Annotated in this window: 11 protein-coding genes; 6 read left to right on the top strand and 5 right to left on the bottom strand. The window is 71.9% G+C overall.

The genetic code is table 11. The features are described 5' to 3' along the window. The first annotated feature begins 318 nt into the window (after positions 1-318). Together LMU33_RS09400 and ptsP are read left to right on the top strand one after the other, a co-directional pair. Positions 319-768, top strand: coding sequence for a PTS sugar transporter subunit IIA (locus tag LMU33_RS09400; RefSeq protein WP_055705222.1), 450 nt, complete (start codon positions 319-321; stop codon positions 766-768). A 78-nt stretch (positions 769-846) separates the two neighbouring features. Next, entirely contained in the window at positions 847-2,517 is a 1,671-nt protein-coding gene (ptsP, locus tag LMU33_RS09395) for a phosphoenolpyruvate--protein phosphotransferase (protein WP_228619060.1), read from the top strand. Between the two features lie 116 nt (positions 2,518-2,633). On the opposite strand, the gene LMU33_RS09390 is transcribed toward ptsP, so the two are convergent. Beyond that, on the bottom strand, positions 2,634-3,527 hold the full coding sequence (locus LMU33_RS09390) for a DUF8829 domain-containing protein (protein ID WP_228619058.1): 894 nt from the start codon (positions 3,525-3,527) through the stop codon (positions 2,634-2,636). Positions 3,528-3,551: 24 nt separating this feature from the next. Further along, positions 3,552-4,757 carry an MFS transporter gene (locus LMU33_RS09385; protein WP_228619056.1) on the bottom strand — a complete coding sequence of 402 codons (1,206 nt, stop codon included), beginning with the start codon at positions 4,755-4,757 and terminating at the stop codon, positions 3,552-3,554. Between the two features lie 131 nt (positions 4,758-4,888). Between LMU33_RS09385 and LMU33_RS09380 the strand changes: the two genes are divergently transcribed. Next, positions 4,889-6,208 (top strand): aminotransferase class I/II-fold pyridoxal phosphate-dependent enzyme, encoded by a 1,320-nt coding sequence (locus LMU33_RS09380; RefSeq protein ID WP_228619055.1) that lies wholly within the window; start codon positions 4,889-4,891, stop codon positions 6,206-6,208. Between the two features lie 11 nt (positions 6,209-6,219). On the opposite strand, the gene LMU33_RS09375 is transcribed toward LMU33_RS09380, so the two are convergent. Continuing rightward, positions 6,220-8,187 (bottom strand): acetoacetate--CoA ligase, encoded by a 1,968-nt coding sequence (locus tag LMU33_RS09375; protein WP_228619053.1) that lies wholly within the window; start codon positions 8,185-8,187, stop codon positions 6,220-6,222. A 214-nt stretch (positions 8,188-8,401) separates the two neighbouring features. Between LMU33_RS09375 and LMU33_RS09370 the strand changes: the two genes are divergently transcribed. Then, positions 8,402-10,762 carry a glycoside hydrolase family 31 protein gene (locus LMU33_RS09370; RefSeq protein WP_228619051.1) on the top strand — a complete coding sequence of 787 codons (2,361 nt, stop codon included), beginning with the start codon at positions 8,402-8,404 and terminating at the stop codon, positions 10,760-10,762. 10 nt (positions 10,763-10,772) lie between these two features. Here the strand turns inward: LMU33_RS09370 and LMU33_RS09365 are convergent, their stop codons facing one another. Together LMU33_RS09365 and LMU33_RS09360 are read right to left on the bottom strand one after the other, a co-directional pair. Next, positions 10,773-11,309 carry an NUDIX domain-containing protein gene (locus tag LMU33_RS09365; RefSeq protein ID WP_228619049.1) on the bottom strand — a complete coding sequence of 179 codons (537 nt, stop codon included), beginning with the start codon at positions 11,307-11,309 and terminating at the stop codon, positions 10,773-10,775. A gap of 46 nt (positions 11,310-11,355) precedes the next feature. Continuing rightward, positions 11,356-12,165, bottom strand: a complete 810-nt coding sequence (locus LMU33_RS09360) for a M15 family metallopeptidase (RefSeq protein ID WP_228619047.1) — start codon at positions 12,163-12,165, stop codon at positions 11,356-11,358. A gap of 155 nt (positions 12,166-12,320) precedes the next feature. Between LMU33_RS09360 and LMU33_RS09355 the strand changes: the two genes are divergently transcribed. Beyond that, the gene (locus tag LMU33_RS09355) at positions 12,321-12,746 is read left to right on the top strand and encodes a Zn-ribbon domain-containing OB-fold protein (RefSeq protein ID WP_228619097.1); all 426 of its coding nucleotides are present in this window, start codon (positions 12,321-12,323) and stop codon (positions 12,744-12,746) included. Then, positions 12,743-13,933 (top strand): lipid-transfer protein, encoded by a 1,191-nt coding sequence (locus LMU33_RS09350; protein ID WP_228619045.1) that lies wholly within the window; start codon positions 12,743-12,745, stop codon positions 13,931-13,933. Before LMU33_RS09355 ends, LMU33_RS09350 begins: the two co-directional genes overlap by 4 nt. Positions 13,934-14,061 lie beyond the last annotated feature (128 nt).

The following is a 14,061-nucleotide window of genomic DNA, read 5'->3' as shown; positions in this document are numbered from 1 at the left end:
CGGTGTTTCAAACTCTACCAGGGTTTTTCCGTCTCTCTGACCACCGCTCTGCGGACATGCCGAAGCGGATCCAGAGATAGGATCTGACGAGTTTGGGTGCTGCTGAGCGAGGGCGCTTTCGCGGCCTCCGTCCCAAGCAGGAGTACGACTGTACACGGAGCTTTGAAGACGGTGCAAATCCACGAGGCTGGTGGTCTAGACCACTACCTGGTAGCTTCCATACGGAACCGCCACTTCATATGACATACGCTGCTGCCAGCGCCGTCCGGGACAGGCAGTGACGGCCCGTAAGCAGCTCCACTCCTTGGGAGGCTTCCCATGACCACCGTGACGTCCCCGCTCGCTGGACGGGCCATCGGACTGGCCGAAGTGCCGGATCCGGTCTTCTCCGGGGCCATGGTCGGCCCGGGCACCGCGATCGACCCCGTACGTGAGCCCTCCGAGGCCGTTGCGCCCGTGGACGGCGTCATCGTCTCCCTGCACCCGCACGCCTTCGTCGTGGTGGACGAGAGTGGGCACGGCGTGCTCACCCACCTCGGCATCGACACGGTGCAGCTCAACGGCGAGGGTTTCGAGCTGCTCGTCAACAAGGGCGACACCGTGACGCGTGGCCAGGCCATCGTGCGCTGGAACCCCTCGGCGGTCGAGGCCGCCGGCAAGTCCCCGGTCTGCCCCGTCGTCGCCCTCGAAGCCACGGCCGAGTCCCTCTCCGACCTCCGTGACAGCGGAGACGTGAAGGCCGGCGACAGCCTCTTCGCCTGGAACTGACGGCAGCGTCGTCATCGGACGGCGATCGGTACAACCACCGCGGCGGCGGGACCCGCCGCACTATCGGAGACGGGTGAGATGGAGACAACGCTGCGAGGCGTCGGCGTGAGCCATGGCGTGGCCATCGGCGAGGTTCGGCACATGGGTACGGCGGTGCTGGAGCCGCCCGCCAAGCAGATTCCCGCGGAGGATGCCGAGCGTGAGCAGGGGCGCGCCCGCCAGGCCGTGGATGCCGTGGCCGCCGATCTGATGGCGCGCGGCAATCTGGCGGGGGGCGAGGCCCAGGCCGTGCTCGAGGCGCAGGCCATGATGGCCCAGGACCCCGAGCTGATGGCGGACGTGGACCGGCGGATCGCCGTCGGCAGCACGGCCGAGCGGGCGGTGTACGACGCGTTCGCGGCGTACCGGGAGCTGCTGGCCGGTGCGGGTGAGTACCTCGCCGGCCGGGTGGCCGACCTCGATGATGTGCGGAATCGTATCGTCGCCCGGCTGCTGGGCGTTCCGATGCCCGGTGTCCCGGACAGCGACCAGCCCTATGTACTCGTGGCGCGGGACCTGGCGCCCGCCGACACCGCGCTGCTGGATCCCTCGCTGGTGCTCGGTTTCGTGACCGAGGAGGGCGGGCCGACCAGTCACAGCGCCATCCTGGCGCGGGCGCTGGGTGTGCCGGCGGTCGTGGCGCTGCCGGGGGCCGGTGAGCTGGCCGAGGGCACGGTGATCGCTGTCGACGGCAGCACCGGTGACATCTTCGTGAACCCGAGCGAGGAGAAGAAGGCGCAGCTGCAGGCCGCGGCAGCCGAGCGCAAGGCAGCGCTGGCCGCCTCGACCGGGCCGGGTGTGACGGCGGACGGTCACAAGGTGCCGCTGCTGGCCAACGTGGGCGGGCCGGCGGACGTACCGGCTGCGGTGGAGGCCGGGGCCGAGGGTGTGGGTCTGTTCCGCACCGAGTTCCTCTTCCTGGACGACAGCAAGAACGCTCCTTCCGAGGCGAAGCAGGTGGAGGCCTACCGGCAGGTGCTGGAGGCGTTCCCCGAGGGTCGTGTGGTCGTGCGGGTGCTGGACGCCGGCGCGGACAAGCCGCTGGACTTCCTCACTCCGGCCGACGAGCCGAACCCGGCGCTGGGCGTGCGGGGTCTGCGGACGCTGCTGGACCACCCCGAGATCCTGCGCACGCAGCTGACCGCGCTGGCGAAGGCCGCCGAGGGGCTGCCGGTCTACCTCGAGGTCATGGCACCCATGGTGGCCGACCGCGCGGACGCGAAGGCGTTCGCGGACGCCTGCCGTGCGGCGGGGCTGCAGGCGAAGTTCGGCGCGATGGTGGAGATCCCGTCGGCCGCGCTGCGGGCGCGTTCGATCCTGCAGGAGGTCGAGTTCCTGTCGCTGGGGACCAACGACCTCGCGCAGTACACGTTCGCGGCCGACCGTCAGGTGGGCGCTGTGTCCCGGCTTCAGGACCCGTGGCAGCCGGCGCTGCTGGACCTGGTGGCGCTGTCCGCCGAGGCGGCCAAGGCCGAGGGCAAGAGCTGTGGTGTGTGCGGTGAGGCCGCGTCCGACCCGCTGCTGGCCTGTGTGCTGACCGGTCTGGGTGTCACCTCCCTGTCCATGGGTGCGGCGTCGATTCCTTATGTCCGGGCGACGCTGGCGAAGTACACGCTGGCGCAGTGCGAGCGGGCCGCGGCGGCCGCGCGTGCCGCGGAGAGCGCCGAGGAGGCGCGCGGCGCGGCTCAGGCGGTGCTGTCCGGCGAGTAGCCGTACCGGCGCCGCGTTGCGCGTGCCGGGTGCAGGGGCGTCCCGCCTTCGGGTGGGGCGCCCCCGCTGCGTTCGGCGTGTGCTCGGCCTCGTCAGTGCCTTCGGCGCGCCGCGGGTCAGTGCCGGTGGCCGGGTGTCGTGCTCTCGTCCCCGAGGCCGGGGGGCTCGCAGTAGTCGACGCCGGATTCCGGGGAGATGATGTCGCCGGATTCGATGTCGGTGCAGTAGGCGTCGAACACCTCGGAGGCGGTGAGTGGTTCGAGGCCGCCGGAGCGCAGTCGCCAGCCGTAGACGCGGTCGGCGGTGTCCGGGGCGCTGGTGCGCAGGACGAGTCCGCCGGGGCTTCGGGTCGCGAGGCCGAGGGCGAGGACGCTGGTGAATTCCAGGACCTCGGCCTCGTCGAGGCGGAGGGCGCCGTCGCCGTCCTGGTCGCCGTGCAGGACGGAGACCAGGCTGTCCGGTGGTCCGGAGACGCTGCACACGAGGTGCCGGTCACCGGGCGGTGCGGTGTCGAGGATGCGGACCAGGAGGTCGGAGGCGCGGGTGAAGGCCGCCCTGCCGATGTCCTCGCCGCAGGTGGGGCAGGGGCCGAGGCGGGACAGCAGGGTGGTGGCGTACTCCCATGTCGCCTGGCGTACTGCTTCGTCCACGAGGGCGGGTACGAGCGTGGCAAGGGGCCGGCCGTCGTAGGGGATGGTGGGGCCCGTGGCCGCCAGCTCCGCCGTGAAGCGGGTCCGGCTGGTCGGGGCTTCGGGGTCGAGGCCGGTTTCCGCGCAGTAGGCGGCGTAGTCCTCGGGGTCGAACAGGGCGAGGGTGGTGTGGGTGCCCTGGGCGGCGCGGGCTTGGAGGACGGCCTCGACCTGCTTCAGGTAGGCCGTGTGGTCGTCGAAGGTGAAGCTGCGGTAGCGCCGCATGGTGCTGAAGTCGTGTTCGTCGGTGAGCAGGCCGATGGTGCCGGCGATCTCACGGCGCAGGACGCGTCGCATGGTCTGGTGGTCGGTGTGCGCCATGTTTCCCCCATAGTGCGCGGTCGATCAATGCTCACTCACCGTAACCGGCGGCACTGACAACGGGCTTCGCCGGAGGCGGTCGCGGACCAGTCGGTGCTGGAGTGCGCAGGTCGCGGCGATGGTGGCGCCGAAGACGGTCCAGCCGAGGGGGCCGGTGGCGATGGCGGCGGTGACGGCGAGTGGGCCGAGGCTGCGCTGGCCGGACTGGGCGAGCCCGTGCACGCCGAGGTAGGCGCCCTGCGCGGTGTCCGGCGCCAGGGCGAGGGAGAGCTCCCAGGACACGACGGCGTGCAGCATCTCGGCCAGGGTGAACAGGGCGGCGGATGCGGTGAGCAGGCAGATCGCCTGGGAGGTGCCGCCGGTGGCGGACAGGGCGAGGGTGATGCCGCCGGCGGCGGAGGCGGCGGACAGCGGGAGGAGCAGTTTGCGGGCTGCCGCGGTGGTGGTGCCGTAACGGGCGAGCGGCACCTGGAGCGCGACCACCATCAGGTTGTTGAGGACGAGCAGCAGGGGTGCAAGGCCGTGGGGCACGCCTTCGGTGTGCGCGATCCACAGGGGCAGGCCGATCTGGAAGACGGAGTCGTCGAGGAAGAGGACGGCATCGGTGGCCACGTACGCGAGGTAGGTGCGGTCGCGCCAGGGGTTGGCCGGCCTGGCGGCGCAGGGTGTGGTGCCGGAGGCGGCGACACGGCTGGCGGACGGGGGTTCCCCGCAGGTGAGGGTCAGGAGCGCGATCGCCGCGAAGGAGAGCGCGTCGCCGGTGAGGAGCCAGCGGTAGGCGGTGGTGGTGCCGAGGGTGAGGGCGGCCGCGGCGGCGAGGCCGCCCAGGGCCCAGCCCGCGTTGGAGGCGATGCGGTTGATGGCCTGGTAGCGGACGCGGTCGGGGCCGGCGATGCGGGCGGCGTAGAGCTTGGTGAGGACGCTGGAGGCGCGGTCGCCGAGGCTGCCGACTGCCGAGATGGCGAGCAGCGGGAGGTAGTGGTCGGTGGTGAGCAGGCCGAGGGAGGCGAGCGCGCGCAGGAGTTGGAGTGGGATCAGGATCCGGGTGAGGGGGAACCGGTCGGCGATGCGTCCGCCGAGGGGTGCGCCCGCGATGCCGACGGCGCCGGAGACGGCGGCGAGGGTGCCGACCTGGGCGACGGAGAGGCCTGAGACGTAGGTGAAGTACAGGACGGAGACGGATGCCCACAGGCCGCTGCCGATGCGGTCGATGAAGGTGACGAGGAGCATCCGGCGTCCGTCGCGGCCTCCTGGTATGCGCGACGGCCGGATGGCGGCCTCGGGATTGGCGTCCACTGGTTCCCCCTCTGGTGGAGCTTGTCACTTGCCCGCGAGTTATGTATTGATACATAATTACGAACGTGGCAACACAATATGAGATCAGTGGTACGACGGCCAAGGGAATTGCCGGATCCGTCGAACGGGGCGTGGCGGACGGAGCGTTGGCACCGGGGGTCGCGCTGCCGCCCGTGCGGCGGCTCGCGGACGAGCTGGGGGTGAGTCCGGGCACGGTTGCCACGGCGTACAAGGAGTTGCGGCGGCGGGGCATCGTCGTCACGCGCGGGCGTGGCGGCACGGTGGTCGCGCCGGCTCCCGCGGTCGGGTCCCGGCGGCCGCCCAAGGTGCCCGAAGGGCTGCGGGACCTGGCCGGCGGGCATCCCGATCCGGCACTGCTGCCCGCTCTGGTGCCGCCCTCACGCCTCTCCCCGGGCGCCCGCTCCCATCGGTCCACGCCCCGGCTGGCGCGGCTCGAGGACGTGGTGCGCGAGTGGCTGGGCGCGGACGGCGTCCCCGTGGAACACGTGACGTTCGCGCACGGGGCGCTGGACCTGATCGACCGGGTGCTGTCGGTCGAGTTGCGTCCCGGGGACGGCGTGGCGATGGAGGACCCGGGGTATCACCATCTGCTGGATCTGGTCGCTGCACTGGGGCTGCGCACCGTCCCCGTCGCGGTGGACGCCGAGGGGATGCGCCCGGAGGCCCTGCGCGGGGCGCTCGGGGCCGGGGTACGGGCCGTGGTGTTCAGTCCACGGGCGCAGAATCCGTACGGCGGATGTCTCTCCGCCGGCCGTCGGGACGCGCTGGCCGGGGTGCTGCGTGACGCGCCCGATGTGCTGGTGGTGGAGAACGACCACGCCTCCGAGGTGGCCGGCGCCCCGCTGCACTCGGTGACGGGTGCCGGGCCGGCGCGCTGGGTGCATGTGCGGACCGTGAGCAAGTTCCTGGGGACGGACCTTCGCTGGGCGGCCGCGGCCTGCGACCCGGTCACTCTCGCCCGGCACGACGGCCGGCTGCTGCTCACCTCGGGCTGGGTCAGTCACCTGCTGCAGGAGACCGTGCACGGCCTGATGACGGACGAGGGCACGCGCGCGTTGGTGGCACGCGCGCGTGAGACGTACGCGCTGCGGCGCACCGCGCTGGCCGGCGAGCTGGCCGCACGCGGTATCGCCTCGCACGCCGCGAGCGGCATGAACGTGTGGGTCCCCGTGCGCGACGAATCGGCGGTGGTGAACGGCCTGCGGTCGTACGGCTGGTGGGTCGCGGCCGGGGCGCGGTTCCGCCTGGCTTCGGGGCCGGGGGTGCGGATCACGGCCGCCGGCCTTGAGCCCGCCGACGCCGCGCGGCTGGCCTCGGACTTCGCCTCCGTGCTGGGTGAGTCCGAGGCCACCTACGGCGGGTGACCCCCTGCGGGTCAGGCGCGCTTGCGGGCGAGTTCCTCGTAGAAGCCCAGCAGGGCGAGGTTGTCGATGGAGCCGGGGTTGACCGCCTTCTCCAGGGGCGTGCCCTGCAGCAGGCGCTTGACGGGGACCTCGATGCGCTTGCCGGTGAGGGTGTGCGGAACACCGGGAACTTCGATGATCTCGTCCGGTACGTGGCGCGGCGAGAGCTGTTCGCGGATGGTCTGCTTGATGCGGTTCAGGAGTGCCTCGTCGAGGACGGCGCCCGGCGCGAGGTGCACGAACAGTGGCATCCAGTAGCCGCCGTCGGGCTGCTCGATGCCGATGACGAGGGACTCCTTGATCTCGGGCAGGCGCTCGACGACCTCGTAGATGTCGGCGGAGCCCATGCGCACGCCCTGCCGGTTGAGGGTGGAGTCGGAGCGGCCGTGGATGATCACGGTGCCGCGTGAGGTGACCGTGATCCAGTCGCCGTGCCGCCAGACGCCGGGGTAGGTGTCGAAGTAGCTGTCGTGGTAGCGGCTGCCGTCGGGATCGTTCCAGAAGCGGATCGGCATGGAGGGCATGGGGTTGGTGACGACCAGCTCGCCGACCTCGTCGACGACGGGCTTGCCGCTCGGGTCCCAGGCCTGCAGGTCGGTGCCGAGACCGGCCGCCTGGAGTTCGCCGGTGTACACCGGGAGGGTCGGTACGCCGCCGGCGAAGCAGGAGCAGACGTCGGTGCCGCCGCTGACGGAGGCGATCCACAGGTCGTCGCGCACCTCGTCGTGCAGCCAGCGGAAGCCGTCGGGCGGCAGCGGGGAGCCGGTGGTGGCGACGCACTTCACGGCGGACAGGTCGTAGTCGCGCGCGGGGTGGACGCCGGCCTTGCGGCAGGCCATGACGTAGGCGGCGGAGGTGCCGTAGAGGGTGGCCCCGGTGCGTTCGGCGATCCGCCACTGGGCGCCCGTTTCCGGGAAGCCGGGGCTGCCGTCGTAGAGGACGATCGTCGTGCCCGTGAGCAGGCCGGAGACGAGGAAGTTCCACATCATCCAGCCGGTCGAGGTGTACCAGAAGAAACGATCCTGGGGGCCGAGGTCGCAGTGCAGGCCGAGCTGCTTGAGGTGCTCGACCAGGATGCCGCCCTGGGACTGGACGATGGCCTTGGGCAGGCCGGTCGTGCCGGAGGAGTAGAGCACCCACAACGGGTGGTCGAACGGGACCTGCTCGAAGACGGGCTCGGTGTCCCCCGCCGTCAGCGCCGACCACTCCAGCGCCCCCTCGGGTGCCTGGGTGCCGAGCAGCGGGACGTGGACGACGGCACGCACCGTGGGCAGCTCGCGACGCAGCTCGGCGACGGTCTCGCGGCGGTCGTGCTCCTTGCCGCCGTAGCGGTAGCCGTCGACGGTGAACAGGACGACGGGTTCGACCTGCTGGAAGCGGTCGAGGACGCTGCGGGCGCCGAAGTCGGGCGCGCAGGAGGTCCAGACGGCGCCGACGGCGGCCGTGGCGAGCAGGGCGACGACGGCCTGCGGGATGTTGGGCAGATAACCGCTGACGCGGTCGCCGGGGCGGACTCCGAGGGCCCGGAGGCCGGCGGCGAGGGAGCCGACCTGGCGGCGCAGCTCGGACCAGGTCACCGGGCACGGTTCGTGGGTCTCGTCGACATACAGGAGGGCGGGGTCGTCCGCGCGGTCGGCCGCGGCCCGCAGGGCGTGCTCGGCGTAGTTGAGTTTGGCGCCGGGGAACCACTGGGCGCCGGGCATGGCGCGGTCGCCGAGCACGCGCGCGTAGGGCGCCGAGAAGCGTACGTCGAACCACTCGGTGACGGCTTCCCAGAAGGTGTCCAGCTGGTCGACGGACCACTGGTGCAGCGCGGGGTAGCCGCCTTCGGCCGGTGCGCCGTGGTGCTCGGCGGCCCATGCCTGGAACTGGGTGATGCGTGCCTGGGCGATCCGCTCGGGGTCGGGCTGCCAGAGCGGCTGGGGCTTCGCGGTCGTCATGGGGCGGCTCCCGGGCTGTGCGCGTCGTGTGCGTCGGTCCGCGCACGGGCTGGGGTGTGCGCGTGACGCGGCTGACAGGGACGATGCCATGTGATCGACTTCTGCACCAGGGTGCGCCCCACATAGTCCGTGTCGTGAAGATGTGGTCCCGGCACGGGTGAACGGCAGTTGAACGACACGCGCGCGTGGGGCGCTCAGTGGCAGGGTGAGCAGCATGGACGGTCGTGACCTGGTGCGTTCGGTGAGTGTGGTCGGTTCGGGGAGGGCGGCTCGGGGGTTGCGTACCATGCGGGCCGCGTGGCGCAGGAGGCGGATCGACGCGGTCGGTCTGCCGCCGCGGGGAGCCGAGCGGGCGCGGGTCCCGGGGCAGGTGACGAGCGTGGCGCCGGGGCCGGGCGGCGGTGTCATCCGGTTCAGCCGGTCCGAGCTGCGGATCACCGTGGCGGTGAACGGTGCGGTCTTCTGGGGGTGGGACGGGGCCGGTCCGCAGCCCTCGTACGCGCTCGCGGGGGGCTGTCCGGAGCCGGATCCACGCGTGGTGCTGGAGCCGGACAAGGACGGCGGCTGGCGGGTGGTCGCCGAGCGGGTGACGGTCACGGTCTCGCGGCACGGCGCGGTGGAGGTGTGCACGCCGGGCGGGGTGACCCTGCGCCGGGATCTGCCGCCGCGCTGGTGGGAGCCGGTGGACGGAGGCACGGCGCGCTGGATGCAGCGGTCGGAGGTGGCGGCGGACGCGCGCTTCTTCGGTCTGGGCGGCCGGGCGTCCGGGCCCCGGCTGCGGGACGGCACGTACCGGCTGTGGAACACCGATCCCGGCCGGGCGTTCGGCCCCGGCGACGATCCGCTCTACGTGACCATGCCGGTGCAGCTCGTGGTGGCCGACGCCGGCACGCATCTGGTGTTCCACGACTCCACATGGGACGGCACGGTCGTGCTGCGCGAGGGCGAGGAGGGCGCCGGATCCGGCCACGACCGGGCAGGGCGCTGCGAGCTGCGGATGGACGGCGGGCCGCTGCGCTGCTGGGTCATGGTGGGCACCCCCGCGCGCGTGCTGCACACGTGGGCCTCGCTGACCGGTGCGCCCGCGCTGCCGCCCGCGTGGGCGCTCGGCCACCAGCACGCGCGGTGGGGCTTCGGCAGCGAGCAGGAGGTCCGCCGGATCGTCGCCGGCTACCAGGAGCGTGAGCTGCCGCTGGACGCCGTGCACCTGGACATCGACCACTACGACGACCACCAGGTGTTCACCGTCGATCAGGAGCGGTTCCCGAAGCTGCCGCAACTGGCCGAGGAACTGCGCCGGGACGGGATCCGGCTGGTGTCGATCGTCGACCCGGCCGTGAAGGCGGTGCCGGGCAACGCGGTGTACGCAAGCGGTTCGGCCGTGGACGCGTTCGTGCGGGACGCCTCCGGGCGGACGGTGGGCGGTGTGGTGTGGGCCGGGGAGTCGGTCTTCCCGGACTTCACGCACGCGCGCGTGCGCAAGTGGTGGGGCGCTCTCTACGAGGAGCGTCTCGGGCAGGGCTTCGCGGGCTTCTGGCACGACATGAACGAGCCGACGTCGTTCAACGCCTTCGGGGAGCTCACCTTGCCGCGGTCGGCCCGGCACGCCCTGGAGGGGCGCGGGGGCGACCACCGGGAAGCGCACAACGTGTACGCGCTCTGCATGGCCCGGGCGGGCTACGAGGGGCTGCGCGAGCTGTCGCCCGGGGAGCGGCCCTTCCTGTTCTCCCGGTCGGGCTGGGCGGGGATGCAGCGGTACGGGGGGACCTGGTCCGGGGACGTGGCGACGGGCTGGCCGGGGCTGCGGGCGTCGCTTTCGCTGGTGCTGGGACTCGGTCTGTGCGGGGTGCCGTACTCGGGCCCGGACGTGGGCGGCTTCGACGGCAGTCCGTCGCCCGAGCTGTATCTCCGGTGGTTCCAGCTCGGCGCGTATCTGCCGTTGTTCCGCACCCACGCCAGTCTGCGGGCGGGGCGCCGGGAGCCCTGGGAGTTCGGTACCGAGGTGCTGGAGCACGCGCGCGTGGCGCTGCTCGAACGGCGGCGGCTGCTGCCGTACTTCATGACGCTGGCCCATCTGGCGCGGCGCACCGGAGCGCCCTACGTGCGGCCACTGTGGTGGGGGGCACCGGAGGACCGGGCGCTGCGCGACTGCGAGGACACGTTTCTGCTTGGGGACGCTCTGCTGGTGGCTCCGGTGCTGGACCCGGGTGCCGACCGGCGGGCGGTGCAGCTGCCGCGGGGCCGCTGGTACGACACCGTGACGGAGCAGGCGTACGAGGGGCCGGGGCAGGTTCTCGTCGACGCGCCGCTGTCACGGATACCGGTGTTCGCCCGTGCCGGCGCGGTCATTCCCGTGCGCGGCGCCGACGGCGGCCCGGAGCTTGAGGTGTGGGCACCCGCGCGTGGCCGGACGGGCGGCGGTCTGGTCGTGCCGGACGCGGGCGTCGCGTGGGACGAGCCGGAGATCGAACGCTACGTCGCCCGCCGGCAGGGCCCTCGCGTGGTGGTGACCCGGGAGCGGGAGGACGGTTCCGCCGAGCCCCCCTTCCCGGTGCGGGTGCGGGGGCTCGGCTGAGCCGCGCCGCTCAGACGTACCGGCCCTCGAACCAGGCCCGTACGGCGACGGTGTGCAGTGGGAAGGCGAGCTCCTCGGGACGGCGCAGCAGCCGCCAGCCCTCGGTCTCGTCCGTGCGGTCGGCGGGTGGGAGCCCTTCCGCCGGGCGCTCCGGGAGGAGTCCGAACAGCAGCAGGTGACCGTCGGGCGAGCTCATGGCGTCCACGAGCCGTACGTCCCGCGCGGCCGCGTCGATGCCGGTCTCCTCCTTGAGCTCGCGTACGACGGCCTGCTTCCAGTCCTCCCGGTCGTCGATGTAGCCGCCGGGCAGTGCCGTGCCCCCGCGCGCGGGGGCGACGGTCCGGGTGATGACGACCAGGGCCGTGCCCTTGGTGTCGTACACGGGCTGGAGCGCGATCGCGACCGGCAGCGGATTGCGGTAGGCGACGGTCCGGCACGACGGGCAGGTGCGCGGCCAGCCGGAAACGCCCTCTCCATAGGGCGCTCCGCAACTCGAACAGTGGGAATCCGGTGCGGAGTTGTCAGTTGAGTGCTGAGTTTCGGACACGCGCGGACTGTATCCGATCAGAGGAGGGACATCTTCCGGAGGTTGCTCAATGGTCGCCGATGAGCGACTTCGAGGACACGGGGAAGTCGAAATAGGTGTCCGGGTAGGGCTCGGGCTTGTACGTGTAGTGCCACCACTCCTCGGCGAGGTTCACGAATCCGAGGCTCTCCAGGGTGTTCTTGAGGAGCAGGCGGTTGGCTCGCTGTTCGCCCTGGATGCGCGGGTCGAGCGTGTGGGCGAGGGTGTCGAAGCAGTCGAATCCGGTGCCCATGTCGACGGAGTTGTCGGGGAAACGCTCATCCTTGGGTGCGAAGCAGGGCACCAGCGGCTGACCGGGGTGGTAGGGCCGGGTCGGCCTTGCGGGGAGCTTCACGATGGTGAGGTCCATGGTCGAGCCGCGGCTGTGGCCGGATTTCTCGGCGATGTAACCGTCGGCGAACAGACGGGTCTTGTCGACGTTCGGGTAGAACTCGCCCTTCATCGACTGGTCGTCGAGGTCCTTGGCCCAGCGGACGAAGTGGTTCACGGCCCGCTGCGGCCGGTAGCAGTCGTACACCTTGAGGGTGTAGCCCTTGCGCAGCAGGGTGAGCTGCGCCTTGTGGAGGGCTTCGGCGGCGGGGCGGGTCAGGATGCACATCGGCTGCTCGTAGCCGTCGATGCGCTCGCCGACGAAGTTGTGCGGGGTGAAGTAGCGCATCTCCTGGATGATCGTCGGATCCACGGTTCTCAGGGCCACGAAGTCCTTCGGCGCCTTGGGCTCCGTCGTCGCCCCGGCGGTCGCGGGGGCGGTGGTCACGGCCAGCAGGGCGGCGAAGGCGGTGACGAGACCGCGGACTGCACCGGTGAGTCGTGTCATGTCTCCTGCATCTATCAGGTTCGCGTTCCGGCCGGAAAGCGATCGGATGCGATTCCCTCGGATGCCCTGCCCATTTCCCGGTGCCCATGCCACACTCCTGACGCTTCGTCAGAAAACTTGTCGGGGAGGAACCCTTGCCGCACACACGCACACCCGTGGTCGACGGATGGTTCGCCGGCGAGGGAGACGGCTTCCGGCTTCTGGGCACCCGCTGCTCGTCCTGCGCCACGGTCTTCTTCCCGCGCGAGGACGTCCACTGCCGCAACCCCCACTGCGACGGCGGCTCACTGGAGGAGGTGCCCCTGTCACGAAGCGGGCGTGTCTGGTCGTACACGGACAGCCGATACCGTCCGCCGTCACCCTATGTGAGCGACCGGGAACTTCCGTGGGAGCCCTACGCGTTGATCGCGGTGGAGCTGGAGGCCGAGCGGATCGTGGTGCTCGGACAGGCGGCTCCCGGGGTCACCGTCGCCGATCTGACGGTGGGCATGGAGGTGGAGGTCGTCCCCGGAGTACTGCACGAGGACGCGGAGACGGCCTGGACGACCTGGCACTGGCGGCCGACGGGGGTGAGGGCGTGACGATGGACGTGGCGGTGCTCGGCGCGGGCATGCACCCATGGGGCAAGTGGGGCCGCTCCTTCGTGGAGTACGGCACGGCGGCGGCCCGCGCGGCGCTCGCGGACGCCGGTGTGGACTGGCGCGAGGTCGGCTCGGTCGTGGGAGCGGACACGGTGCGTGGCGGGTATCCCGGGTATGTGGCGGGAGCGACCTTCGCCAAGGCCCTGGGCTGGCAGGGGGCCAGGGTCGCCAGCGTGTACGCGGCGTGCGCCTCCGGAGCGCAGGCGATCGCCACGGCCCGGGCCCAGATACTCGCCGGGCTCGCGGACGCCGTGCTCGTGGTGGGGGCGGACGCTGCGCCCAAGGGCTTCTTCCGGCCGGCGGGCGGCGACCGGCCGGACGATCCGGACTGGCTGCGGTTCCGCGTCCTGGGGGCGAGCAACCCGGCGTACTTCGGGCTGTACGCGCGGCGGCGGATGGCGGTGCACGGGGACACGCCGGAGGACTTCGCACTGGTCAAGGTGAAGAACGCCGCCATGGGCGCGCTCAACCCGTACGCCCGCTACCGCAAGCGGGTCACCGCCGAGGAGGTCGCCGCGTCCGCGGTGGTCGCCGATCCGCTGCGGCTGCTCGACATCTGCGCCACCTCCGACGGCGGGGCGGCCCTGGTGCTCTCCAGCATGGAGTTCGCGCACCGGCGCGGCGTGACCCGGCCGGTGCGGATCCGGGCGGTGTCGACGGTGACCCCGCGCTTCCCGAACACGGTGCTGGACCTGCCGGACATCGCCACGGACTCCGCCGTCGCGGTGGGCGCCCCCGATGAGACCTTCCGGGCTTCCATAGCCCGGGCCGCCTACGAGGAGGCCGGCGCCGGCCCCGGCGACCTGTCCCTGGCCGAGGTCTACGACCTGTCCACCGCGCTGGAGCTGCAGTGGTACGAGGACCTGGGGCTGTGCGGCGAGGGAGAGGGGGCGAAGCTGCTGCGGGAGGGCGCGACGGCCCCGGGCGGCCGTATACCCGTCAACGCCAGCGGCGGGCTCGCCTCGTTCGGGGAGGCGGTGCCGGCCCAGGCGATCGCCCAGGTCTGCGAGCTGACCTGGCAGTTGAGAGGCACGGCCGGCGACCGGCAGATCACCGGGGCACGCGTGGGGATATCCGCCAACCAGGGACTCTTCGGGCACGGATCGTCGGTGATCGCGGTGAGGTGACAGCATCGGAGGAGAGCGGGGTGTGACACCAGAGACCTCAGAGGTTTTCCACGCTGTGTGACCACCCCGGAATCCTGCGTGAACGTCTCATGAACTGCCCCTGGGCGCACGCGGGCAGCGAAATCATG

It is taken from the genome of Streptomyces barringtoniae (genome assembly GCF_020819595.1).
GTDB classification, from domain to species: domain Bacteria; phylum Actinomycetota; class Actinomycetes; order Streptomycetales; family Streptomycetaceae; genus Streptomyces; species Streptomyces barringtoniae.
The sequence above is the reverse complement of the archived record's forward strand: the minus strand, read 5'-3'. Positions and strand labels throughout refer to the sequence as shown.